General features: G+C 59.3%; 22 protein-coding genes and 1 riboswitch. Of the genes, 15 read left to right on the top strand and 7 right to left on the bottom strand.

The annotated features are described in order from the left end of the window. Nucleotide 1: 1 nt before the first annotated feature. Complete coding sequence (locus ACYZT0_RS23180; RefSeq protein ID WP_462043162.1) at nt 2-655, bottom strand: lipopolysaccharide kinase InaA family protein; 654 nt, start codon at nt 653-655, stop codon at nt 2-4. Between the two features lie 125 nt (nt 656-780). Between ACYZT0_RS23180 and msbA the strand changes: the two genes are divergently transcribed. The 7 genes from msbA (at nt 781) to ACYZT0_RS23145 (ending at nt 9,066) form a co-directional block, all read left to right on the top strand. Then, nucleotides 781-2,601 (top strand): lipid A export permease/ATP-binding protein MsbA, encoded by a 1,821-nt coding sequence (gene msbA, locus ACYZT0_RS23175; protein WP_462043161.1) that lies wholly within the window; start codon nt 781-783, stop codon nt 2,599-2,601. Continuing rightward, nucleotides 2,595-3,491 carry a GNAT family N-acetyltransferase gene (locus tag ACYZT0_RS23170; RefSeq protein ID WP_462043160.1) on the top strand — a complete coding sequence of 299 codons (897 nt, stop codon included), beginning with the start codon at nt 2,595-2,597 and terminating at the stop codon, nt 3,489-3,491. Before msbA ends, ACYZT0_RS23170 begins: the two co-directional genes overlap by 7 nt. Before the next feature lie 3 nt (nt 3,492-3,494). Beyond that, entirely contained in the window at nt 3,495-4,889 is a 1,395-nt protein-coding gene (locus ACYZT0_RS23165) for a PIG-L deacetylase family protein (RefSeq protein ID WP_462043159.1), read from the top strand. 70 nt (nt 4,890-4,959) lie between these two features. Then, nucleotides 4,960-6,381, top strand: a complete 1,422-nt coding sequence (gene hldE / locus ACYZT0_RS23160; protein ID WP_462043158.1) for a bifunctional D-glycero-beta-D-manno-heptose-7-phosphate kinase/D-glycero-beta-D-manno-heptose 1-phosphate adenylyltransferase HldE — start codon at nt 4,960-4,962, stop codon at nt 6,379-6,381. Nucleotides 6,382-6,506: 125 nt separating this feature from the next. Next, complete coding sequence (locus ACYZT0_RS23155; protein WP_462043157.1) at nt 6,507-7,481, top strand: glycosyltransferase family protein; 975 nt, start codon at nt 6,507-6,509, stop codon at nt 7,479-7,481. Continuing rightward, nucleotides 7,482-8,189: a hypothetical protein gene (locus ACYZT0_RS23150; protein WP_462043156.1), complete on the top strand. Its 708-nt coding sequence runs from the start codon at nt 7,482-7,484 to the stop codon at nt 8,187-8,189. Nucleotides 8,190-8,259: 70 nt separating this feature from the next. After that, the gene (locus tag ACYZT0_RS23145) at nt 8,260-9,066 is read left to right on the top strand and encodes a hypothetical protein (RefSeq protein ID WP_462043155.1); all 807 of its coding nucleotides are present in this window, start codon (nt 8,260-8,262) and stop codon (nt 9,064-9,066) included. Nucleotides 9,067-9,099: 33 nt separating this feature from the next. On the opposite strand, the gene ACYZT0_RS23140 is transcribed toward ACYZT0_RS23145, so the two are convergent. The 4 genes from ACYZT0_RS23140 to ACYZT0_RS23125 all read right to left on the bottom strand — a co-directional run bounded on the left by ACYZT0_RS23140 (nt 9,100) and on the right by ACYZT0_RS23125 (nt 12,547). Then, complete coding sequence (locus ACYZT0_RS23140) at nt 9,100-10,056, bottom strand: metal ABC transporter ATPase (protein ID WP_462043154.1); 957 nt, start codon at nt 10,054-10,056, stop codon at nt 9,100-9,102. Between the two features lie 32 nt (nt 10,057-10,088). Next, nucleotides 10,089-10,901 carry an aldo/keto reductase gene (locus tag ACYZT0_RS23135; RefSeq protein WP_462043153.1) on the bottom strand — a complete coding sequence of 271 codons (813 nt, stop codon included), beginning with the start codon at nt 10,899-10,901 and terminating at the stop codon, nt 10,089-10,091. Next, nucleotides 10,898-12,073: an NAD(P)/FAD-dependent oxidoreductase gene (locus tag ACYZT0_RS23130; protein WP_462043152.1), complete on the bottom strand. Its 1,176-nt coding sequence runs from the start codon at nt 12,071-12,073 to the stop codon at nt 10,898-10,900. The genes ACYZT0_RS23135 and ACYZT0_RS23130 overlap by 4 nt, the downstream gene beginning before the upstream one ends. Before the next feature lie 141 nt (nt 12,074-12,214). After that, the gene (locus tag ACYZT0_RS23125; RefSeq protein ID WP_462043151.1) at nt 12,215-12,547 is read right to left on the bottom strand and encodes a DMT family transporter; all 333 of its coding nucleotides are present in this window, start codon (nt 12,545-12,547) and stop codon (nt 12,215-12,217) included. Between the two features lie 103 nt (nt 12,548-12,650). Here ACYZT0_RS23125 and ACYZT0_RS23120 point away from each other — a divergent pair, with 103 nt between their 5' ends. After that, nucleotides 12,651-13,571 carry a LysR family transcriptional regulator gene (locus tag ACYZT0_RS23120; RefSeq protein WP_462043150.1) on the top strand — a complete coding sequence of 307 codons (921 nt, stop codon included), beginning with the start codon at nt 12,651-12,653 and terminating at the stop codon, nt 13,569-13,571. Continuing rightward, nucleotides 13,564-14,838: a lipid IV(A) 3-deoxy-D-manno-octulosonic acid transferase gene (waaA, locus tag ACYZT0_RS23115; protein WP_462043149.1), complete on the top strand. Its 1,275-nt coding sequence runs from the start codon at nt 13,564-13,566 to the stop codon at nt 14,836-14,838. The genes ACYZT0_RS23120 and waaA overlap by 8 nt, the downstream gene beginning before the upstream one ends. A 68-nt stretch (nt 14,839-14,906) precedes the next feature. Here waaA and ACYZT0_RS23110 read toward each other — a convergent pair whose 3' ends face one another. Continuing rightward, nucleotides 14,907-16,340 carry a TolC family outer membrane protein gene (locus ACYZT0_RS23110; protein WP_462043148.1) on the bottom strand — a complete coding sequence of 478 codons (1,434 nt, stop codon included), beginning with the start codon at nt 16,338-16,340 and terminating at the stop codon, nt 14,907-14,909. A 193-nt stretch (nt 16,341-16,533) separates the two neighbouring features. Continuing rightward, nucleotides 16,534-16,639: riboswitch (TPP riboswitch) on the top strand. Between the two features lie 165 nt (nt 16,640-16,804). On the opposite strand from ACYZT0_RS23110, the gene thiC reads away from it, so the two are divergent. Continuing rightward, complete coding sequence (thiC, locus tag ACYZT0_RS23105; RefSeq protein ID WP_462043147.1) at nt 16,805-18,694, top strand: phosphomethylpyrimidine synthase ThiC; 1,890 nt, start codon at nt 16,805-16,807, stop codon at nt 18,692-18,694. An 82-nt stretch (nt 18,695-18,776) separates the two neighbouring features. Continuing rightward, nucleotides 18,777-20,069: a putative hydroxymethylpyrimidine transporter CytX gene (gene cytX, locus ACYZT0_RS23100; RefSeq protein WP_462043146.1), complete on the top strand. Its 1,293-nt coding sequence runs from the start codon at nt 18,777-18,779 to the stop codon at nt 20,067-20,069. On the opposite strand, the gene ACYZT0_RS23095 is transcribed toward cytX, so the two are convergent. Then, nucleotides 20,038-20,784: an RsiV family protein gene (locus ACYZT0_RS23095; protein WP_462043145.1), complete on the bottom strand. Its 747-nt coding sequence runs from the start codon at nt 20,782-20,784 to the stop codon at nt 20,038-20,040. The two genes, cytX and ACYZT0_RS23095, sit on opposite strands and share 32 nt — an antisense overlap. A 228-nt stretch (nt 20,785-21,012) precedes the next feature. On the opposite strand from ACYZT0_RS23095, the gene ACYZT0_RS23090 reads away from it, so the two are divergent. From ACYZT0_RS23090 to ACYZT0_RS23075, 4 genes are all read left to right on the top strand, one after another. Next, nucleotides 21,013-21,630: an NUDIX domain-containing protein gene (locus ACYZT0_RS23090; protein ID WP_462043144.1), complete on the top strand. Its 618-nt coding sequence runs from the start codon at nt 21,013-21,015 to the stop codon at nt 21,628-21,630. After that, nucleotides 21,621-22,073 (top strand): DUF1249 domain-containing protein, encoded by a 453-nt coding sequence (locus ACYZT0_RS23085; protein WP_282376656.1) that lies wholly within the window; start codon nt 21,621-21,623, stop codon nt 22,071-22,073. Before ACYZT0_RS23090 ends, ACYZT0_RS23085 begins: the two co-directional genes overlap by 10 nt. 105 nt (nt 22,074-22,178) lie before the next feature. Further along, entirely contained in the window at nt 22,179-22,994 is an 816-nt protein-coding gene (cpdA, locus tag ACYZT0_RS23080) for a 3',5'-cyclic-AMP phosphodiesterase (RefSeq protein WP_462043143.1), read from the top strand. A gap of 181 nt (nt 22,995-23,175) precedes the next feature. After that, nucleotides 23,176-23,784 carry a YqiA/YcfP family alpha/beta fold hydrolase gene (locus tag ACYZT0_RS23075; RefSeq protein WP_462043142.1) on the top strand — a complete coding sequence of 203 codons (609 nt, stop codon included), beginning with the start codon at nt 23,176-23,178 and terminating at the stop codon, nt 23,782-23,784. The last annotated feature ends 44 nt before the right edge of the window (nt 23,785-23,828 follow it).

Raw genomic sequence — 23,828 nt, 5'->3', positions numbered from 1 at the left:
TTTAGTCCAGCAGTTGGCGCAGACGCTCGATCATTGGTGACTGCCGATTGATAGGTAGACCCTGGCGATAACCTTCAAGGAAGGTGTCGCCAGCATCCTGGCCCAGCAACCACTGCCGATCCTCTTTGTAGCGCAGCAGATGGGCAAAATTGCGCAGCCGTTTGCTGTCGCTCAGGGTGCACTTTTGGCAGCGCAAGTCCGCAATGTCGATGAGTCCCAGGGTGTTGTCGGGCGTCAGCACCACGTTGCCAAAATGCAGCGACCGAAAGTACACCCCCTTCTCGTGCAAACGGGCAATGAAACCCCCTAGTTGGGATCTCAAGGCGTTGGCCTCTTCGGCAGTGATTTGCAGCTGGCGCACTGTCGTTCCTTCAAGGGGGCTGTAGTACACGCCATCGCGTTGAATGCTGGGGATGCGATACACCGCGATAATTTTCGGGCAGGGAATGCCTCGCAGCTCCAAGGCGCGGGTGTTGTTGGCGAAGCGTTGAGCGTAGGGATAAAACAGCGCGGAACTGAGCAGGCGTTTGCGGCGAAACAGCTTGAGCATGCGTCCGTCGGCCAACCTGAGCACCTTGTCGCCGGAGCCATCGGCTTCCAGTACGTGCGCGCCTTCGCGCAGTGCCTCATAGGTGCTGTGATCAATCGCTTGCATGCCTGACTCCCCATATAAGCCGGTTATCTTAACCGACTTGGCCAGAGGCTGGCCTGCCGTCATGTTCATTGGGGAAAAAGGGGCGTGTGATATCATCCGCTCCTCACTGATTTGCGCGGATTCTTATGAGCAGTCCTGAACCGAAAGCCCAGTCTACGCTGGCCATCTATTTCCGCCTTCTGGCTTACGTAAAGCCTTACGTGGGCCTGTTCATACTGAGCATCGTAGGGTTTTTGATCTTCGCATCGACCCAGCCGATGCTCGCTTATATCCTCAAGTATTTCGTCGACGGCCTGGCCAACCCGGAAGCCAGCCTGTTTCCCGGGAACCCTTACCTGGGCAAATTGCAGTTGCTGGAAACCGTACCGTTGATGATCGTCGTGATCGCGGTCTGGCAGGGTGTGGGGTCCTATTTGGGTAACTTCTTTCTGGCGCGGGTTTCCCTGGGCCTGGTCCATGATTTGCGAGTGGTTCTGTTCAATAAGTTGCTGGAGTTACCGAACCGCTTCTTCGACAAGAACAATTCCGGTCACCTGATTTCTCGTATCACCTTCAACGTCAACATGGTCACCGGTGCCGCTACCGATGCCATTAAGGTGGTGATTCGTGAAGGCATGACCGTGGTTTTCCTGTTCTGCACGCTGCTGTGGATGAACTGGAAACTTACGCTGGTGATGCTGGCCATCCTGCCGCTGATTGGCATGATGGTGAACAGCACCAGCCGTAAATTTCGCAAGCAAAGCAAAAAGATTCAGGTTTCGATGGGCAATGTCACGCACGTCGCCTCCGAGACCATTCATGGCTATCGCGTAGTGCGCAGCTTCGGCGGCGAAACCTATGAAAAGGTACGCTTCAAGGACTCCAGTCAGAGCAATACCGACAAGCAACTGGCCATGACCAAAACTGGCGCCGTCTACACACCGATGCTGCAACTGGTGACCTACAGCGCCATGGCCGTTGTCATGTTCCTGGTGTTGTACTTGCGTGGCGATGCCTCGCCCGGCGACCTGGTCGCTTACATCACCATGGCGGGCCTGCTACCCAAGCCGATTCGTCAGCTCTCTGAGGTAAGTTCCACCATTCAGAAGGGTGTGGCGGGTGCCGAGAGTATTTTCGAGCAGTTGGATGAGCCGGCGGAAGTCGATCAGGGTACGGTTGAATATGATCGCCTTGAGGGGCGTCTGGAAGTGCGCAACCTCAGCTTCCAGTACCCGGAAAGCGACAAGCAAGTGCTCAACGACATCAGCTTTATCGTGGAGCCCGGGCAGATGGTTGCACTGGTCGGACGCTCGGGCAGTGGCAAGTCCACACTGGCCAGCCTGATTCCACGCTTCTATCAGCACGAACAAGGGCAGATTCTGCTCGACGGTGTGAAGGTCCAGGATTTCACCTTGCGCAGCCTTCGTCGGCAGATTGCCCTGGTGACCCAACAGGTCACCTTGTTCAACGACACCGTGTCCAACAACATCGCCTACGGCGACCTCGCTGGTGCGCCCGTTGAAGAAGTGCGCCGGGCGGCTTTGGAGGCTTATGCCGACGAGTTCATCGTCAAGATGCCCCAGGGCTATGAAACCATAGTGGGTGAAAATGGTGTGCTGCTGTCTGGCGGCCAGCGCCAGCGTATCGCCATTGCCCGGGCCTTGCTCAAGGATGCACCGCTGCTGATCCTCGATGAGGCGACTTCTGCCCTCGATACCGAGTCGGAGCGTCATATCCAGGCAGCTCTGGATCAAGTAGTGAAAAACCGTACGACTCTGGTGATTGCCCACCGCTTGACCACCATCGAGAAGGCCGACTTGATTTTGGTCATGGATGAAGGCCGGATCGCCGAGCGCGGTACTCATGTGGAGCTTCTGGCGCTCAACGGCTATTACTCCCGTCTGCACGCCAAAGAGTTTCAAGAGGGTGACGAGCTGCAGTCGACACACGTGATTGGCGCATGCTGAGGCTGCTTCGAAGCTGGCGCGAACGTGGCTGGACCGAGATTGACCGTAGTGCCTACGAGCGGGCCTGGCAGTGTTTTGGCGGCAGCTTCGCCACTCACCCTCAGGTGGTAGAGCGCTTGTCGACATTTGTCGGCATCGAGCTGCGTTATCTTGGCTGGATCGTGGACGGTGCTGTCGTGGCAGCCGTTCCTTGCTGGGGGCGCCACATCGCCTTGTCCAAGGAAGTGCTCAAGCGCGAGGGCAAACGCGGGTTGCTGGACATGGGGAACGCGGAGATTATTCTGCCCATCGCCCCGGACGTCGAGGTACCAGTCCGTCAGCGCATGGCGTATGTCTCGGAACTCAATGTCCGGCAAATCAGCACCTTGCGCGAGCTCCCCCAAGGACTGGCACTGGCGCGAGCACCAGAAGACTATTCGAAAAAATTCCGCTACAACCAGCGACGTGACCAGCGACTGCTGGAAGAGGCTGGCGGGGAGTTGATCCCGATGTCCCAGCTGTCACCGCAGGAGCAAGCGGCTGCGTATGGCGAGCTGTTTCAACGCCGCTGGGGGTTTGAAGTCCCTGGCAAGGCAGGGTTGGCGGAAGTGTTCACCTTGCTGCGCGAGTTCATGACCGGCTCGGTGGTGATGTTGGACTCGGTGCCTATCGCCACCCAGATTCTGTATCGCGTCGAAGCGCCCCAATGGGTTTCCCTGGAATACATCAACGGCGGTGTCGACCCTCAGAACCGCGAGTTCAGCCCGGGTAGCGTGCTCAGTTTCGTCAACACTCAGCAGGCCTGGGAAGAGGCGCGGGCGCTGGGCAAGGTTCTGCGTTATTCATTCGGTCGTGCCGATCGCGAATATAAGGATCGCTGGTGCCATAAGGTGCCGGTCTATCAGGTCTAATTCATGAGTGCTCGCAAACAACGGCTTCTCAAGGCTCATCGGCGCAATAAGCGAGTGTTTCTCGTTGCTTTCCTGCTGACACTGGCGGTACTCGGTTTCTGGCTGGGGTGGTGGATGGTGCCGCTTCTGCTGGTGCTGGCTTGGGTGGCTCACGAGGCGTGGTTTGCCGATCACCTGTTTTATCGGGCCTCTGATGACTACCAGTACGGTTTTCCCGATGGCACCCCGCATCAAACGGTGAACCTTGAGGCTGGCTTGGTACGTCTGAGCGAGCCGCTGGCTGAAGGCGAGACCCTCATACTCGAACTTGAAGTGAAAACCACCTGGCTGGGTCGCTGGCTGGATCCGTTTGTCGAGGTCGGTGATGATCGCCAAGAGTTCGAGCGCGGCGTAAAAGGACGGCGTTTTCTTAATCTCTCAGGGCAGGGCGCGATGCTTGCGCAGGGCTCGCTGGTGGTGCGTGGACGCTATTGCACCCTGGCTGCCACGGGTACGCTGTGGGTCATGGCCAATCCCGATTATGCGCAGCAACGCGTGATGATTATTGCGCCCCACGCCGATGATGCCGAGCTGGCCGCGTTCGGCCTTTACAGTCGCAGTGAAGAGGTCAGCATCGTCACCTTGACTCAGGGCGAAATCGAGGCCGATAATTTTCAGCGCCTGGGGCTGAGCGAGTCTCAGGCGGCGCGTCTGAAAGGGCGTCTGCGCAGCTGGGACAGCCTGGCCATTCCGCTGTGGGGTGGTGTGCCCGTCAACCGCTGCGTGCAATTGGGCTATTACTGCCTTCAATTGCCGTTGATGGCCGAGGAGCCTGCCAAGTCGTTTGGCTCGCGCGAGTCCGGGGACAGCGATGTTCGCCCTGTGCGCCAGCAAAACCCGATGATTTTGCCCGCTGATATCGACGGGGCGCCGACCTGGCAAAACTTGATCGCCGACCTGGTAGCGCTACTGGAACATTTCCGTCCCGAGGTGGTGGTGACTCCCCATCCCGAACTGGACCCTCACAGCGATCACGTCGCGTCAACCGGCGCGGTTCTTGAAGCCATCGCCGCCAGCGCCTGGAAGCCAGGGACCCTGCTGATGTACGCCAATCATCTGCATGACAACGACCGCTGGCCCATGGGGGCGGCCGGTGCCGGTATCGCCTTGCCGCCGGCCATCGAACCGTTGCCTGTCGACAAGCTGTGGAGCCCGCAGCTGTCCTCTGACGAACAACTGGATAAGGCCATGGCGCTGGCAATGGAGCATGACCTGCAGGAGGCTCCGGTTTTCAAACGTCAGTTGCGACGTCTGATTCAGCAGGCATTGGCCGGTCGGCGCTGGCCCGCCACAGGTAGTAACGAGTTTTTCCGCAAGGCGGTGCGGCGTCACGAATTGTTCTGGGTGCGCGACCTTTGAGATTGAGGCGGACGGCGCTTTTCCATGTGTTAGAATCGCGCCCCTGTTAATTTTGTATGCGGGTTGCTCCATGAAGTTGTCCATGCCGCGATTCGATCAAGCCCCTGTCTTGGTAGTCGGCGATGTCATGCTCGACCGTTATTGGCATGGTGGTACCTCTCGGATTTCTCCTGAGGCGCCTGTTCCGGTAGTCAAGGTCGAGCAAATCGAGGACCGCCCGGGCGGTGCCGCGAACGTTGCGTTGAACATTGCCGCCCTCGGCGCGCCTGCCTCGCTGGTCGGTGTGACCGGCGACGATGAAGCCGCCAACAGTCTGGTCAATAGCCTCAAGGGTGCTGGCGTGCGGGCGTTGTTCCAGCGCATCGCGCACCAGCCAACCATCGTCAAGCTGCGGGTCATGAGCCGTCACCAGCAATTGCTGCGTATCGACTTCGAAGAGCCGTTCGCCACCGACGCCCTGGCGTTGACGGGGCAGGTCGAAGAACTGCTTGAAGGCATCAAGGTGCTGGTCCTTTCCGATTACGGTAAAGGCGCGTTGAAAAACCATCAGGTGCTGATTCAGGCCGCCCGTGCTCGTGGCATTCCAGTGCTGGCCGATCCCAAGGGCAAGGATTTCTCCATCTACCGTGGTGCGAGCCTGATTACCCCGAACCTCAGTGAATTCGAGACCATCGTCGGCGGTTGCGCCGATGAGCACGAGTTGGTGAGCAAGGGCGCACAGCTGATGCACGATCTGGACCTTGGCGCGTTGCTGGTGACCCGTGGCGAGCACGGCATGACGTTGCTGCGCCCTGATCATCCGGCGCTGCACCTGCCCGCTCGGGCCCGTGAAGTGTTTGACGTAACCGGTGCCGGCGACACGGTGATTTCGACGCTGGCGGCAGCGATCGCCGCCGGCGAAGAGCTGCCGCACGCGGTAGCACTGGCCAATCTGGCGGCTGGCATCGTGGTCGGCAAGCTCGGCACGGCGGCCATCAGTGCCCCCGAGCTGCGTCGCGCCATCCAGCGTGAAGAAGGGTCCGAGCGCGGCGTGCTGGGCCTTGAGCAGTTGTTGCTGGCGGTCGACGACGCGCGTGCGCATAACGAGAAGATCGTCTTCACCAACGGTTGCTTCGACATTCTGCATGCCGGCCACGTGACCTACCTCGAGCAGGCACGTGCCCATGGCGATCGTTTGATCGTTGCAGTCAACGATGATGCGTCGGTGAGCCGTCTGAAAGGGCCGGGTCGTCCGATCAACAGTGTCGACCGTCGCATGGCGGTGCTGGCGGGTCTGGGGGCGGTGGATTGGGTGATCAGTTTCCCTGAAGGAACGCCGGAAAATCTGTTGCGTGAGGTTAAGCCGGACGTGCTGGTCAAGGGGGGGGACTACGGGATCAACCAGGTAGTCGGCGCTGACATCGTGACCGCTTACGGCGGGACGGTGAAAGTACTGGGGTTGGTGGAAAACAGCTCGACTACGGCGATTGTCGAGAAGATCCGCAGCCGTTGACGGGATGAACGACTCCCTTCATGTCTGGCGTGGGAACGGGGCTTGGCTATACGCCAGCGCCCGTACCTATTGACCGGTACATACCCGATGCGCTTACCTGTTTTTGTCTCTTGGTACACTAATTTATGAAAGTCATGCTCCTGGTGATGGACGAGCAGCGCGTCATATTGGATCGCCTGTATGAAATCGTGCAGCAGAATTGCACTGATTGCGTTGTCTATCGCCTAAGCAAACAGCAACAGATGAATCTCGGTCCGTTTCTCGCCTCAGTCAGTTATCAGGACTTTGATCGAGTCGTGATTTTCTCGAGGGTCAAGCGCCTCGTCACTCAACTCAGTGTGCTGAAGTGTATCCCCGGGCTGGTCTTTCTGGAGCATGACGCCTATCAGAACTACATGCCCGGCAGTAAGTACCGGCGTATCTATTCGCGCCTGTACAGCCGTCTTCCCAGCGCTCGTGTGCTGGTGTCGGGCGCTGTCGTCGCGCGTCGGATGCAAGCTGAAAATATTGACGCGGTGTTTGTGTCCAAGGGATATGACGAACAAATGCTGCGCAATGTCGGCGGTACTCGCGACATTCCGATCGGCTTTCTGGGCAGTCTGAAAAGTACCGAATATGCGCAGCGCAAGGCGGTCCTTGAATCCCTGGCTCGGCGGACCGGCATGCTGGTGACCCGGACCAAGTCCGGCGCCGAATATCTGGAAACACTTAATCGCATCAAGATTTTTGTCAGTGCCGATATCGGCATGGGCGAATTCATGATCAAGAACTTCGAAGCCATGGCGTGTGGCTGTGTCCTGCTGGCCTGGAGTCAGGGTGAAGAAGACGGGTTGCTGGGTTTCCAGGATATGCACAACACCGTGTTCTACCGCTCCGAAGATGAAGCCGTGGAAAAACTCAAGCTGTTGGAAAGTGATCCCGAGTTGGCGTCTCGCATCGCCAGTAATGGGCAGGCGTTCGCGGAGAACCAGTATTCCTTCGCTCGTGTGGGACGTACCCTCGCCGCTGAAATACAGCGTGGAATGCGTGCTTGGCAACCGCCTTCAGCGTTCATTCGCCTGTGGGTCAAGTTACGCCACGGGATGAAGGTTTCAGGGTAAATGGCCGATTCTCAACAGTTGCAAGTCAGCGAGAAGATGGCGCTGGATGCGATGCCCGGCGGCCATCAATCTGTCATCAATGGACTGCCGCCGGAGCTGAAAGCGTGCTTGCGCAACGCGGCGCGCGTGGTGCTGGTGGCCAATAATCCGGCAATTACGGCGGCCGATTTCCAGGCGCTGAATATCGGCACCGATGACGTGGTCGTCAGCTTCAATACCTGTGCGAAATCTGCACTGCTGCGCCCGCAGAGCGTCAATGTGTTCGTGCATGGTTTTAATGCGCCTGACGCTTATTTTTTCGGCCTTCCCTATGGGCCGCAAGTGCAGCAATTGTTCGAATACCCTGACGCCCGTTGTTTCACGATGCTGGTGGGCAGCACTGCAGCGATGTGTGCTTTACCGCGCGTGGCGCTTTATTGGGAGCGCATTCCGCTGCCGCCGCTGTGGAATTACCCGGTCGACCGGCCGGAGGGCAAACGTTACGTCGGACCTTCCACGGGTTTCAATGCGCTGGTGTTGTTTGACTGGCTGCGCAGCCATGCTGGTTACACCTACCAGCTAATGACGCTGGGGTTTTCCAACGAAGCAGGAAAGTTCTGGGGCGGTCATGCCTGGGACTATGAGCGAGACTGGCTGCTCAAGTCAGATGTCATCCTCGTACCTTTGCAGCGTCGGCGCTGGTGGCAAGTAGTGTTTCGTCGCAAATGAATGATCAGGTGCGGCGCGGTTGCCAATAAGGCGCCGTGAAGAGGTCGATTATTTTTCAGGGAGCAGTTAAGTGTTAAATGTTGCGGTGGCGTTTTTTGGTATTCCAAGAAATTCGGAAATCTGCTTTCCGTCCATTCAAGAAAACGTGCTTGCGCAGCTCCCTGCGGACAGCAACGTAAAGTGCTTCTACCATCTCTATAAAATCGACGAAATCCAGAACTCGCGTTCAGGTGAAACAGGTGAGTTGAGCGCGGGCAACTACGAGGTCTTCCAGTCCATGACCGGCGTGCTTGCCTCGACGGAGGGCGTTCTGGAACGCTGGGACTTCGAGCGTGTGAAAGCACTCGGCGATACTTGGGCTGATGAGCACGTGTCTCTCAGGAACCTGATCTATCAGCTCAATTCGCTGCACACTGTCACGGCCATGATGGAGTCCTTCAACCCTGATTTCGTTGTCTTCGTGCGTCCCGATAATTTCTATCACTCACCCCTTCCCTCTTATGTGTTCAAGCACCCTAAAGCCAGGCGGCTGAATGTCTACATTCCCGATTGGCAGTGGTGGGGAGGGCTGAACGATCGGTTTGCCATCTGTGGGCGTGATGCTTACCAGGCCTATGGCAAAAGGATCGAACACATCTTCGATTTTTGTAAGGCGACGGGAAGAAAGCTGCATTCCGAGCGACTGCTTAAATACGTACTGCAACAGGCCGGAACCAAAGTCTGCACCATGGACGCCACGGCTTCGCGTGTTCGTATCACTGGTGCATTCGCTGATGAGTCGTTCTCTCCCAAGCGAGGCATGGGCAAGCGAGAGAATCGCTACTTCCACCTGTTTGCGCGATTACGTACCCTCATGGACAAGCGGCAATCGGATTAGGCCGAAGGGGAAAGGACGTCAGCCCATCGTGCGCTAGCGTCTTCGTACCAATCGCACCAGTTGCAGTGCCTTGGCGCCGAGTTTAATCAGTCCTTGTCGCTGAGCTTTTGGCACCCCTAGCCCCTGTTGTGCGACCCAGTCTTTCCAGCGAATACGTTCTTCACGGACCACCCAACCTTCCTGGGCGGCAAAGCTTTCCGCGAGGTACAGTCCTCGGGTGCTGGCCGGCAACAACTGGTCGCGCTTGAGGGTGTAGAGCTCGGGAAGAGGCACACCATCTTCATGCGGCATCAGGTATAGATCAGGACGCTTGCGATCGAGGCGGGCTACCAGTTGATCGCCCTCCAGTCGTTCGTCGACATGAAACAAACTCAAGGATTTGGCTTCCTTGGGCACGTCCAGGCGCAAGTCATAGATCAATTGCAGCGAGGCCGTCGGCAAATGCACGTAAGCCCACGGGCGTTCGATCAACTGCATCTTGGCGCAACGCACTGGCCGCGCCGAACCAGACAGCGGCGTCAGGCGAAACGGCAAAGCCTCGCGATAATGCAGCGCGGACGAGTAGGGCGCCGGTAGCCAAGTGTCGTTGAAGCGCCCGCCGAGCCAGCCTTCCGGCGTTTCCAGCAAGCACTCTTCGGCAATCTCCTGGATCGCCGTGTGCAGCGGCAGGTTCAGCTCATGGGCCGGCACGTAACCGGAGATCAGCTTGAGCACTACATCGCCGCGATCCTGCCGACGCTGACGGACCAGCACCCAGTAGTCGCGATTTTGCCAATGTAGGGTCAGGCGCACCGAGACCCCGAGGTTGGCCAGCTCAAGCGAAAACCGCTGAGTGTCGGCTACCGTTACCGGGCGGCGACGTTGCAGGGTCTGGGAGAAATTGAGCGGCATCCCGACGCTTTGATAACTCAGGCCTTCGGGAGTCGCTTCGACGAATAACGGCAGGGTCTTGAAGTTGCTCGGGTTCTTTCTTATGAGCGTACGCGGCATGTCGGCTCCTGCTTAAGGCCGCGTGGGCGGCATCAGTTTCTACGTAGGACCTGGGCAACGGTCGCGACGTTATGGGCGAGGTGCAGCGGATTAATGGTCCCGACAATAGCACTGGCAACACCCGGATGTTCAAACAACAACTCGAAGCTTGCACGCACCGGGTCCACGCCCGGACTCAGGCAGACGTGGCCGCTGGCGAGGGCTTTTTTGACCAGAATGGCCTTGCCGTGAGCAGCAGCATAGTCAATGACCGGCTTCTCGTTCTGTTCATTCAGATTGTAGGTGACCATGGCGCAATCACCTTGTTCCAGAGCCTTCAAACCGCCTTCGACGGTTTTTCCGGAAAAACCGAAGCCGCGAATCTTGCCCTCGCTCTTCAGCGCCGCGAGAGTCGCATAGACTTCGCTGTCGTTGAGGATCGCCAGGTCGTTGCCGTCGGAGTGCACCAGCACCAGGTCGATAAAATCCGTTTCCAGGCGTTGCAGGCTGCGTTCCACCGACAATCGTGTGTGGGCGGCGCTGAAATCGTGGCTCGACTGGCCGTCAGCAAACTCTTCGCCAACCTTGCTGACGATCACCCAATCCTGACGCTGCCCACGCAGCAACGGGCCGAGGCGCTCTTCGCTGCGGCCATAAGCCGGGGCGGTGTCGATCAGGTTGATGCCCATGTCGCGCGCAAGTTTGAGCAGCATTCGCGCTTCGTCGTCTTCGGGAATCTGGAAACCGTTGGGGTATTTCACGCCTTGGTCACGGCCGAGTTTTACCGTGCCCAGGCCCAGTGGCGAAACCAGCAGGCCGGTGCTGCCCAGCGGGCGATGCAGATCGTGCAGGGTCGGTTGGTTCATGGCAGCAGTTGCTCCCAGGCAGGGACGCCCATCGGCGGTTTTGGCAGGTCGGGCAGCGGCGCCGAGTGGCTTGGCTGGATGCCGTCGCGCTGCAAGGAGGCGATGACCCGGTCGGCGAAGTCTGGCGCGAGGGCCAGTTTGGTCGGCCAACCGACCAGCAGCCGACCCTGTTCGGCAAGAAACGCGTTGTCAGGGCGAGTCAGGCCCGATTGTAGCGGCTCGGCGCGATCCACTCGCAAGGTCGCCCATTGCGCCGTGCTCAGGTCGATCCATGGCAGTAACTGGCCGAGTTCTTTTTGCGCCGTGGCGATTTGTGCCGCGGGTTCACGAGCGACACCTTCTGCTTCGGCGATATCGCCGCCCAGGTACCAGACCCACTGGCCATCGGCGGCCGGATGGGTGGTGACGGTAATGCGCGGTTTGGTGCCGCCGCCCAGGCAGTGGGCATACAGCGGTTTGAGGCCCGGGCCTTTGGCGATGATCATGTGCAGCGGCCGGCGTTGCATGGCCGGCTGGCTCAGCCCCAGGGTTTCGAGCAACGCCGCCGTACCGGCACCGGCACTCAAGACGATGCGCTGGGCGCGAATCTCGCGCTCGTCGACGTTGAGGCCGACCAGAACGCCACCTTCCAGAAGCGGTTCGATTTTCTGGCCGGCGAGCAAACCATCACCCGCCAGATCGGCGAGGCGCTGAATCAGGCTCGGCACGTCGATCACCAGTTCCGCCAGACGATAGACCTTGCCCTTGAAGCGCTTGTCTTGCAGAGCGGGTGGCAGTTGCTCGCCCTTGACCTGATCGACGCGACCGCGCACCGCTTTGCTGGCGAAGAAACTGGTGAGGTTGCCGGCGATCGTACCGGGGGACCAGAGGTAATGGGCTTCGGACAACAGGCGCACGCCGGTCAGATCCAGCTCGCCGTCACCGGCCAGGGCTTCACGCCAGCGGCGAGGCATGTCGGCGATGGCTTCCGATGCACCGGTCAGGGCGCCATGCAACGCGTACTTGGCGCCGCCATGGATGATGCCTTGGGACTTCACACTTTGCCCGCCGCCGAGGCTGGCGCTTTCCACCAACACGGTCGAAAAACCCTGGCGACGCAGGCGCGCATTCAGCCAGAGGCCGGCGACACCAGCGCCGACAATCAGAACGTCGGTGGAAATAACGGATGGCATGCAGCGACCTCAGTGTTCAAGACGAGGGCGCAGTATACAGACTCGAAGATTGGAGGTTTTACTGACGATCAACAGATGACCGGCCACAACCCCTGTGGGAGCGGCGGTGCGGCGATCCCACAATGAATCGTGTTTCAACTCTTAGTGGCCGGCGGTTTTGGAGAACAGTTGAATCACGACCACGCCCAGCACAATCAGCGCCATCCCCAGCATTGCCGGTACATCCAGTTTCTGCCCGTAGATAAACAGCGCCGCCACACTGACCATCACGATTCCCATGCCGGCCCACACCGCGTAAGCGATGCCCACCGGAACGCTGCGCACCACCAGCGTGAGCATCCAGAAGGCGATGCCGTAGCCGACGATGACCAACAACAGCGGCAATGGGGTGCTGAAGCCTTTGACCGCTTTCATCGAAACAGTGGCGATCACTTCGGCGCAGATGGCGATGGCCAGGTAGTAGTAAGCGGTCATAGATGCATCCTCGTGTGAAGTGTTGCTTTCTGAGGTCGGCATTCTAGAGATTCTGCAGATGCGGTAAAGTCATTACCTATCTGTTCTGAAGATGGGTTGAGCCATGAATATGCAATGGAATCTGGAGCAGCTGCGGCTATTTGTCAGCGTAGCGGAGCAGCGTTCGTTTTCTGCGGTGGCGCGGGATCAGCGCAAGGCGCAGTCGGCGGTCAGCAGTTCGATTGCTCTGCTCGAAGAGGACCTGGGCGTCAGCCTGTTCGATCGTAGCAGCGGCCGCCAGCCGAAACTCACCGAGGCCGGTAACGCATTGCTGGACGAGGCGCGGGAAGTGCTGCGCCAATGCGAGCGCCTTAACGGTCGGGCGCTGGCAATGATGCGCGGCCAGGAGGCGCGTTTGCGTGTGGCTCAGGATGAGGCGATGCCCTATCAACCGATTATCGAAAGCTTCGAAGCCCTGGCTCAGCAATTTCCCAGCCTTGAAGTGCAACTGACCAGCGCCGCCCAGGGCGATGTTGCGCGCAAACTGGTGGCGCGTCGGGCCGATCTGGGGCTGCTGTTTTATCACGATCAGATTCCCGAAGCGCTCGAGCGGCGGGTGTTGGGCAGCGTCGAAATGGTCACAGTGTGCGGCGTCGGCCATCCACTGGCGAAACAGGCTCAGGTCGATTGCCAGCAGCTGGCGCAGCATCGTCAGTTGCTGATGTCCACACAGTCCAGTGTCTATCCCGGAAGCGAGCCCGCCAGCCCGCAGGTCTGGCGGGCCGACAGTTTTTACGTGATGGCTGAATGGCTGGTGCGCGGCCTCGGCTGGGCCTGGCTGCCGCGCCACGTGGTGCAGTATCCGGCGTATCAGGATTTGATGGTCGAACTGGTCAGCGAATGGACCCCGCCAGCGCTGGTGGTGGAGCTGGTCTGGCGCCGCGATGAACCTCTGGGCCCGGCGGCTCGTTGGTTGGCGGAACGTTTTGCTGTGCACTTGCAGGCGATCGGCGAAAAAACCGATAAACTCCGCCGCCATGAATAGAACTCTCTACACCGCGCTGTTTTACCTGGGGCTGCCATTGGTAGCGATTCGGCTTTGGCTGCGGGCGCGCAAGGCGCCGGCGTACGCCAAGCGCATTGGCGAACGTTTCTCCCTTGGACTGCCGATGATGAAGCCCGGCGGTATCTGGGTGCACGCGGTGTCGGTGGGAGAAAGCATTGCCGCAGCGCCGATGATTCGCGCCTTGCTGCAACGTTATCCACAGTTGCCCATTACCGTGACCTGCATGACCCCGACCGGTTCGGAGCGCATCCAGGCGCTGTTCGCCAATGAGCCGCGCATCCAGCACTGCTATTTACCTTACGACTTGCCTTGCGCAGCGAAGCGATTCCTTGATCGGGTCCAGCCGAAACTGGCGGTGATCATGGAGACCGAGCTCTGGCCGAACCATATCCATCAATGCGCCAGGCGCGGGGTTCCCGTGGCACTGGCCAATGCGCGACTGTCCGAGCGTTCGGCCAAGGGCTATGGCCGCTTCGGCAAACTGACTCAGCCGATGCTCACCGAGATGAGCCTGTTCGCGGTGCAGACCGAGGCCGAGGCCCAGCGCTTCCGCGATTTGGGGGCGCGGTCGAAAACCGTGGAAGTGACCGGTTCGATAAAATTCGACCTGACCATCGACCCGGCACTGCTGCAGCGTGCCGCCGAGTTGCGTACGCAATGGCAGGCCCAGGAGCGTCCGGTGTGGATCGCTGCCAGCACCCACGAAGGCGAAGACGAAGTGGTGCTGGCGGCTCATCGCCAATTGCTGGCCAATCATCCCGATGCGTTGCTGATTCTGGTGCCGCGTCATCCAGAGCGATTCAATTCGGTGTTGGAGTTGTGTCAGCAACAGGGTTTCGCCACGGTGCGTCGGTCCACTGGCGACCCGGTCACCGCGCAGACTTCGGTGCTGGTGGGCGACACCATGGGTGAGTTGCTGTTTCTGTATGCCTTGGCTGACAGCGCTTTTGTGGGCGGCAGTCTGGTGCCGAACGGCGGGCATAACCTGCTGGAACCGGCTGCTCTGGCCAAACCGGTGTTGAGCGGGCCGCACCTGTTTAACTTCCTCGAAATCGCCGCGCAGTTGCGCAGTGCCGGGGCGTTGCAGGAAGTGGAGGATGCGGAAGGTCTGGCGCTGGCAGTGCAGCGGCTGTTCGAGTTGCCACGGGATGCGCAGCGGATGGCGGAGGCGGGGCTGAAAGTGATGCGCACCAATCAGGGCGCGTTACAGCGGTTGTTGGATGGGTTGGGGCGGTTGATCGACTGACCTGACACCTGACCTGTGGCGAGGGAGCAGGCTCCCTCGCCACAGGTTAGCCCTGCCACAAAATCCCCTTAGGGGCGCGCTTTGAGCTGATCCGCTGCTGCCTTGGCCAGATCCGGCGGCAGGAAGTCTTTATCCGGGTTGTAATCAGCCTTGAGATAACGCGCCAGGTCCTGCAAATCCCCCGGGTTCAAGGTACCGGCGGCCTGCTTCAAGCGCAGGTTGTCGAGGATGTAGTCGTAGCGAGTGTTGTTGTAGTTGCGCACCGAGGTGTACAGCTGACGCTGCGCATCCAGCACGTCGACGATGTTTCGCGTGCCCACCTGATAACCGATTTCAGTCGCTTCCACCGCACTCTGGTTGGAGATGATCGACTGCTTGCGCGCTTGCACCTGCTCCACATCGGTGTTCACCGCGCGGTGCAGGTTGCGGGTGTTTTCTACCACTTGCCGACGCAGGGATTCGCGCTGTTGTTCGGTTTGATCCAGGCGTGAGTAAGACTCGCGAACCTGTGAAGTGGTCAGGCCGCCGCTGTAGATCGGGATACTCAATTGCAAGGCTAGCGTGCGTTGCTCGACGTTACCGCCGTAAGGCGTACCGAAGGCGTTCGGGTTGCTGAAACCCAGGGCGTCGTTGTCGCCCTTCTCGTATTTCGCCACGGCATCCAGGGTCGGAGCGTGACCGGCCTTGCGCTGCTTGAGGGTTTCTTCGGCGGCGCTGACGGCGTAGTTGCTGGCCAGCAAATTCAGGTTCTGTTTGGCGGCGGTGTCGACCCAGGATTTGGCGTCGTTCGGTGCCGGCGGCAGAATCGGCAACGTGTGGACGATGCCCTGGAGCGAGTTGTACTGACGGTTGGTCAGGGTGATCAGGGCTTCGAACGCATCATCCACCTGACGCTGCGCGACGATCCGGTTGGCTCGCGCGGTGTCGTAACTGGCTTGGGATTGCAGCACGTCGGTCTTGTCCGAGAGGCCGACGTCGAAGCGCTCGTTGGACTGGTCGAGCTGTCGCTTGAACGCTGCCTCTTCGGCCTTGGTCGAGGCGAGGTTGTCCTGGCTGCGTAGCACGTTGAAGTAGCTTTCGGCCGTTTGCAGGATCAGGTTCTGCTCGGTCGCCGAGAGTTGCAGTGCAGCCTGTTCGTTGACGTCCTTGGCGGCCTGATACTGGAACCAGCGATCGGCACGGAAAAGTGGCTGGGCCAGGGTTGCCTGATAGGAATGGGCGCTGCGACTGGCAACGGCCGAGGGCTGGTCGATCGAGGTGCGCACGTTGGCCACTTCGGCACCGCCGGAGAGGTTCGGCAGCAGCCCGGCGCGGGCCTGGGGCACGACTTCTTTCTGCGCGCCGTACTGAGCGCGAGCGGCAGCCAGGTCGGCGTTGTTGTCCACCGCTTCCTGGTAGACGCTGACCAGATCGGTTTTGGTCGATAAGGGCGCTTCTGCTGCCCAGGCCATTCCGTTGGACGCACAAGACACGGCAAGGGCCAGTGAGAGTTTGCGCAGCATGAGGCGATCCCTAAAAAATTACGCTGATAATTTGAGCGCCAAAGGTACGGCGCAGCGCCATACAGCGTCAAGGCGCGGCACAGCGTAGCGAGTGTAGTGGTGCGCGCGAACGGCAACAATCCGTTAATTGCGCCATTCATCATGGTGTTTACCGCGGTGTTGGCGTTCTTTGTCCGTTGTGTCTAGACTGGCCGGGTTCTTGTCGGGGTGCCTTGCTATGAGGCTGAGATCGAATAATTTCGGATCCCGTTGAACCTGATCAGGTTAGCGCCTGCGTAGGGAACAAGATTTCTCGTCACCCGGCGAGTCCTCTTGTGCTTCGTCCGGGATGTTGTTCGACAATCGAACACCCCTCGAGCATTGAGCACAGCACCCGCTAGTTTTCTAGCGACGCGTGCGTCCATTCGTTTACAGGTTCGCTCCGACAAAAAATCCACTGCCTGGATGTGTCTGGAGAGCCCGTGATGACTACAAAACCAAAAATCGCAACCAACCTGAGTGACTCGGCCAAGGTCGATCAGCAATCGGTTCAGCCTTTTACTCGCTCGCAAAAAATCTATGTTCAGGGCACTCGCCCGGACATCCTCGTGCCGATGCGCGAAATCAGCCTTGATGTGACCCCGACCGACTTCGGCGGCGAGATTAATGCGCCGGTGGTTGTGTACGACACCTCGGGCCCTTACACCGACCCCAACGTCATTATCGACGTGCGCAAAGGCTTGGCCGATGTGCGTTCACCGTGGATCGAATCCCGTGGCGACACTGAGCGTCTGCCGGGTCTGAGTTCCAACTTCGGCCAGGAACGTCTCGCCGATGCGGAGCTGACCAAGCTGCGTTTCGCTCACGTGAACAACCCGCGCCGGGCCAAGGCCGGTGCCAACGTCAGCCAGATGCACTACGCCCGCAAAGGCATCATCACCGCCGAGATGGAATACGTCGCCATCCGCGAAAACATGAAGCTTGAAGTGGCTCGCGCCGCTGGCCTGCTGGACCAGCAACACGCCGGTCACAGCTTCGGCGCCAGCGTGCCGAAAATCATCACCCCTGAATTCGTCCGTGAAGAGATCGCCCGCGGTCGCGCGATCATTCCGGCCAACATCAACCACACCGAACTGGAACCGATGATCATCGGCCGTAACTTCCTGGTGAAGATCAACGGCAACATCGGCAACAGCGCATTGGGTTCGTCCATCGAAGAAGAAGTGGCGAAACTGACCTGGGGCATTCGCTGGGGTTCGGACACGGTCATGGACCTGTCCACCGGCAAACACATTCACGAAACCCGCGAGTGGATCATCCGCAACTCGCCAGTGCCGATCGGTACGGTGCCGATCTACCAGGCCCTGGAAAAAGTCGGCGGCGCTGCCGAAGACCTGACCTGGGAGCTGTTTCGCGACACGCTGATCGAGCAGGCCGAGCAGGGCGTCGATTACTTCACCATCCACGCCGGCGTGTTGCTGCGCTACGTGCCGCTGACCGCCAAACGCGTGACCGGCATTGTTTCCCGTGGCGGTTCGATCATGGCCAAGTGGTGCCTGGCGCACCACAAAGAGAACTTCCTCTACACCCATTTCGAAGACATCTGCGAAATCATGAAGGCCTACGACGTCAGCTTCTCGCTGGGCGATGGCCTGCGTCCTGGCTCGATTGCCGACGCCAACGACGCTGCACAATTCGGTGAGCTGGAAACCCTCGGCGAGCTGACCAAAATTGCGTGGAAACACGACGTGCAGTGCATGATCGAAGGCCCGGGCCACGTGCCGATGCAGTTGATCAAAGAGAACATGGACAAGCAGCTGGAGTGCTGCGACGAGGCGCCGTTCTACACCCTCGGCCCGCTGACCACCGACATCGCGCCAGGCTACGACCACATCACCTCCGGCATCGGTGCGGCGATGATCGGCTGGTTCGGTTGCGCCATGCTGTGCTACGTGACGCCGAAGGAACACTTGGGCCTGCCGAACAAAGATGACGTGAAGACCGGGATCATCACCTACAAGATCGCCGCGCATGCCGCCGATCTGGCGAAGGGGCATCCGGGAGCGCAGATCCGCGACAATGCCTTGAGCAAGGCGCGTTTCGAATTCCGTTGGGAAGATCAGTTCAACCTGGGCCTTGATCCGGACACCGCTCGTTCGTATCACGATGAGACCCTGCCGAAGGATTCGGCCAAGGTCGCGCATTTCTGCTCCATGTGCGGGCCAAAATTCTGCTCGATGAAAATCACTCAGGAAGTCCGCGAATACGCGGCCAACCAACGGATCGAAACCGTCGATGCCGAAGTCGCCCAGGGATTGGCGGACCAGGCCGAGCGGTTCAAGCAGGAAGGCAGCCAGCTGTACAAGAAGGTTTGATCCCGTACTGATCGTTCCCACGCAGAGCGTGGGAACGATCACATCGTCAAAAAACAACAAATGTCCCTCTGAGATAACACCCTTGAGCATTCAACCCAGCACTTATTCCCCTGATATCGCGGTGCCCACCGACAAACGTGTCTTCGGTGGTCGCGATCTGTTTTCCCTGTGGTTCTCCCTCGGTATCGGCCTGATGGTCCTGCAGACCGGTGCATTGCTCGCGCCAGGTCTGGGTCTGTCCGGCTCGTTGCTGGCCATCTTCCTCGGCACCCTGGTTGGCGTTCTGTTGCTGGCTGCCGTTGGCGTGATCGGCAGCGACACCGGTCTGTCATCGATGGCCGCGCTCAAACTCAGCCTCGGTGCAAAAGGCGCGAGCCTGCCGGCCGTGCTGAACCTGCTGCAACTGATCGGTTGGGGCTCGTTCGAAATCATCGTCATGCGCGACGCCGCCAGTCTGCTCGGCGCGCGGGCGTTCAGTGAAGGCAGTCTGCTGTCGAATCCGCTGCTCTGGACCGTGTTCTTTGGCGGTTTGGCAACCTTGCTGGCCATCAGTGGTCCGCTGACGTTCGTGCGGCAGATCCTGCGCAAGTGGGGCATCTGGCTGCTGCTGGCCGCGTGCATTTGGCTGACCTGGAACCTGTTCGCCAAAGCCGATCTGGCCGCGTTGTGGGCGCAGGCCGGTGACGGTTCGATGTCGTTCGCCGTGGGCTTCGACATTGCTATCGCTATGCCGCTGTCGTGGTTGCCGCTGATTGCCGACTACTCGCGTTTCGGCAAGCGTGCGAAAAACGTGTTCGGCGGCACGGCGCTGGGCTTCTTTATCGGTAACTTCTGGCTGATGAGTCTCGGTGTGGCTTACACCCTGGCGTTTGCGCCGAGCGGCGAAGTGAATGCCTTGCTGTTGGCATTGGCCGGTGCCGGTTTGGGGATTCCGCTGCTGCTGATCCTGCTGGATGAGTCGGAAAATGCCTTTGCCGATATTCACTCGGCGGCGGTTTCCAGCGGTATTTTGCTGCGCTTGAAGGTTGAGCATCTGGCACTGGCGATTGGCGTGATCTGCACACTGATCGCGTGCTTGGCGCCGTTGGCCCAGTACCAGAACTTCCTACTGTTGATCGGTTCGGTGTTTGCGCCGCTGTTTGGCGTGGTGCTGGTGGATCACTTCATCCTGCGCAAGCGCGGTGCTCGTGTCGCGTCAGCCGCGTTGCGCTGGCCGGCGCTGCTCGCCTGGTTGGGCGGCGTGAGCACCTATCATTTGCTGGCTAATCTGTATCCGGACATCGGTGCAACCCTGCCGTCACTGATTCTGGCAGGGCTGCTGCAGCTGGTGCTGGGTCGAGCCTTCAGTTACGGCCAGGAAACAGCTCGGGCTTGAGAATGCCGTTCAGGCGTGGGTAAGGGATCTTCAGTTCGACGTGACCCAGCGCGTAAGGCGCGATGGTGCTCACTTCGTACTTGAGGATCACCCCGCCATAGGTCAGCGCTACGTTCTGGGTTTTCACGAAGGACCAGCTCTTCACAAACTCCGGCTCCTGATCGAGTTTGGTGCTGATCAGCCAGCTGTTGTGCGCCACCTGCGCGGCTTTCCAGAACGCCTCTTCCTGCCCAGGCACCAACATGTCCGACAGTGTCAGCACCTTGTGTTGCTGGCGTGAGTAGTTGATGAAGCTGCGGCCCGGCGTGCCATGGGCACCACCGGTGTCCAGGTAGCTGGAGAATTCAACGATCACCAAGCCGTCATGCTGCTCACGTACCTTGGCTTGCAGGTAACTGCTGTAGCGCGGGCCGGCACTGCTCAAAAATTGCCCGCGATACGCTGCCAGCGTCGGCGCCACCGGGGCGTCGGGCGAGGTGCGGGTCATTTGCAGCAGGCGTTTTTCGAGGATGCCGTCCAGTTGCGGTTCGTCTGGGAAGCGTAGCGTATCAATGTTTACCAACGGGCAATCAGGCGTGGTGCAGCCAGGCTTCAACTGTTCCGATGCATCGCGGGTGGTTTCCAGCGGCGCCCGGTAGTTGGGTTGGAACAAACTCTGGCACGCACCCAGAGTCAGGGCGATTGCAGCCACGGAGGCGATTTTAAAAAGCGACATGGGCGTCCTTCATAAAACAGGGAAAGGCGAAAAGTTATCCGCTTCGACTGTCAACGAAGCAGTCAGTTCGCCACTAAGCTAATTAGAGTTGGTTTCGCCCTCACCGTCTATCCCGCTGACTGGAAAGGGGCTGCATCAAACGCCGCGGGCGCGTTAGGATGGCGCGAAGTCGAGGTTGCAAGTAACAAAAAGGAGCCTCGTAACGGATTTGCAGTAAAGAGGATAGTCATGACTGATTTTGCCAACGCCATTCCCACCGCCGTTGAGATCGTTCGGCGCGAAAAGTGCTACGAGGGCTTCTACAAGCTCGATCGCGTGCACTTGCGCCACGAATTGTTCGCCGGTGGCATGAGTCGCGAGATCAATCGTGAAGTGTTTGTTCGCCACGATGCGGTGTGCGTACTGCCTTACGATCCGCAGCGTGACGAAGTGGTGTTGATTGAGCAGTTTCGCGTCGGCGCCATGGGCAAAATCGACAATCCATGGCTGATCGAACTGGTCGCTGGTCTGATCGACAAGGATGAAGAACCGGAAGCAGTTGCTCACCGCGAAGCGCAGGAGGAAGCTGGGCTTGTGTTCGGGGCGCTCTGGCCGATGACCCAATATTTTCCATCGCCGGGCGGCAGCAATGAATTCGTGCATTTGTACCTGGGGCGCTGCGACAGTACCGGGGTCGGCGGCCTGCATGGGCTGGAGGAAGAAGCAGAAGATATCCGCGTCACGGTCTGGGCGTTCGAAGATGCCCTGCAGGCCGTACGCGACGGACGAATTGCCAACGCGGCCAGCATCATTGCTTTGCAATGGCTTGCTTTGAACCGCGCTGAAGTGAGGGGGTTATGGTCGTAAACAAACTGCGCGATCGCTATCGGGTCGACCTTGTGGGGTTGCAAGCCTCTTGCGAGGCCAACTACGCGCGTCTGATGCGACTGCTACCGGACATGCGCAACGAGCCGCAAGCGCGGCGCATTGCCGTGACCCACGGGGACCAGATGCTCGGCGTGCTGGCCCTCGAAGTGCTGCAGGTCTGTCCGTACACCACGACCTTGCAAGTGCGCCAGGAACACAGCCTGCCGTGGTTGCCGGTGCCGCAACTGGAAGTGCAGGTCTATCACGACGCGTGCATGGCCGAAGTGGTCAGCGCCGAACATGCGCGACGCTTTCGCGGCATCTATCCTTACCCGAATGCCTCAATGCATCAGCCGGACGAAAAGGCCCAGCTGAATATGTTCTTGGGCGAATGGCTGAGCCATTGTCTGGCCTGCGGACACGAGTACGCGGTTGTGCGGTAGCGGTAGATGTGAACTGCGTCAGGTTCACAGGTTTCCCCTTTTGATCGTCCCCCAGCATAATTGCGGCACTCATCCAATCCCGTGATTCAGCCCTGGGAGATCGCCTTGCCGAGCGTATCCACATTAACCACCGCCGATTCGGCGTTGCTGGTGCAACTGTCCGACAGTCATCTGTTTGCCGAAGCGGACGGAACATTGCTGGGCATGAATACGCGTGACAGCCTGCAAAAAGTCATCGAGCTGGTGCGGGTTCAGCAGCCGCAGATTGATCTGATCATCGCCAGCGGTGATTTGTCTCAGGACGGGACGCTGGAGTCCTATCAGCTGTTTCGCGACCTGACCCGGCAACTCGATGCGCCGGCGCGCTGGATTCCCGGCAATCATGATGAGCCGCAGATCATGGCCGAAGCGGCCGTGCAGAGTGCGTTGCTGGAGCCGGTGGTGGATGTCGGTAACTGGCGCGTCACGTTGCTCGATTCGGCCGTTCCAGGTTCGGTGCCGGGGTATTTGCAGGATGAGCAGCTGCAGTTGCTGGCCCGTTCGTTGAGCGAGGCGCCGGAGCGGCATCATCTGGTGTGCTTCCATCATCATCCGGTGTCGATCGGGTGTGCGTGGATGGAGCCGATCGGGTTGCGTAATCCTGAAGCGTTGTTTGCGGTGCTCGATCGTTTTCCGCAGGTTCGCGCTGTTTTGTGGGGGCATGTGCATCAAGAGATCGACCAGGTTCGCAATGGCGTGCGTTTGATTGCTTCGCCTTCGACGTGTATTCAGTTCGAGCCGGGCAGTGATGATTTCAAAGTCAGTGAGCAGGCGCCGGGGTATCGGTGGTTGCGGTTGTTGGCGGATGGCCAGATTGAAACCGGTGTGGAGCGTGTGACCGGGTTTGACTTTGAGGTTGATTACGGTTCCAACGGTTACTGAATTTTGTGGTGCGGCCTTCGCGAGCAAGCTCGCTCCCACAGGGGATTTGTGAACGGCACAGGTCGAATGTGGAGCCTGCTCGCGAAGGCGTCCGCACTGGCGATGCGAGTTCCACGGATATCCCCGATTCCCCCGACACCCTGTAAACTGCGCCTCTTTACCCAACGCACAGGGAGCTCAAATGTCCGGTTCGATCCTATATATCCACGGTTTCAACAGCGCGCCTGCCTCCAAAAAGGCCTGTCAGTTGATGAATGTGATGGAACGGCTGGGCTTGAGCGATCAGTTGCGCGTTCCGGCCTTGCATCACCATCCGCGCGAGGCCATCGGTCAGCTAAACAAGGCGATTGAGGAGCTGGGGCGGCCACTGCTGGTCGGCAGCTCACTCGGCGGCTACTATGCGACTCACTTGGCCGAGCGCCATGGCCTCAAGGCCCTGTTGATCAACCCTGCCGTCAGTCCGCACCGGATGTTCGACGGGTATCTGGGGACGCAGAAAAACCTGTATACCGATGAGGCCTGGGAACTGACCCACGACCACGTGACGGCCCTGGCCGAGCTGGAAGTGCCGGCTCCCCAGGACCCGCAGCGGTATCAGGTGTGGCTGCAGACCGGCGACGAAACGCTGGATTACCGCCTCGCCCAGCAGTATTACCGGGCCTGTGCCTTGCGCATCCAGGCCGGCGGTGACCATAGTTTCCAGGGTTTTGCCGAGCTACTTCCGGCAATGCTGAGTTTCGCCGGCATCGGCGCAGATTTGTATCAGGCGATTGATTTCACTGCACTGTGATTCATCGCCTCTTTTTCACAGAACACTTTTTATAGAAGACGGAC

It is taken from the genome of Pseudomonas sp. ZS1P83, from assembly GCF_054897825.1.
The sequence above is the reverse complement of the archived record's forward strand: the minus strand, read 5'-3'. Positions and strand labels throughout refer to the sequence as shown.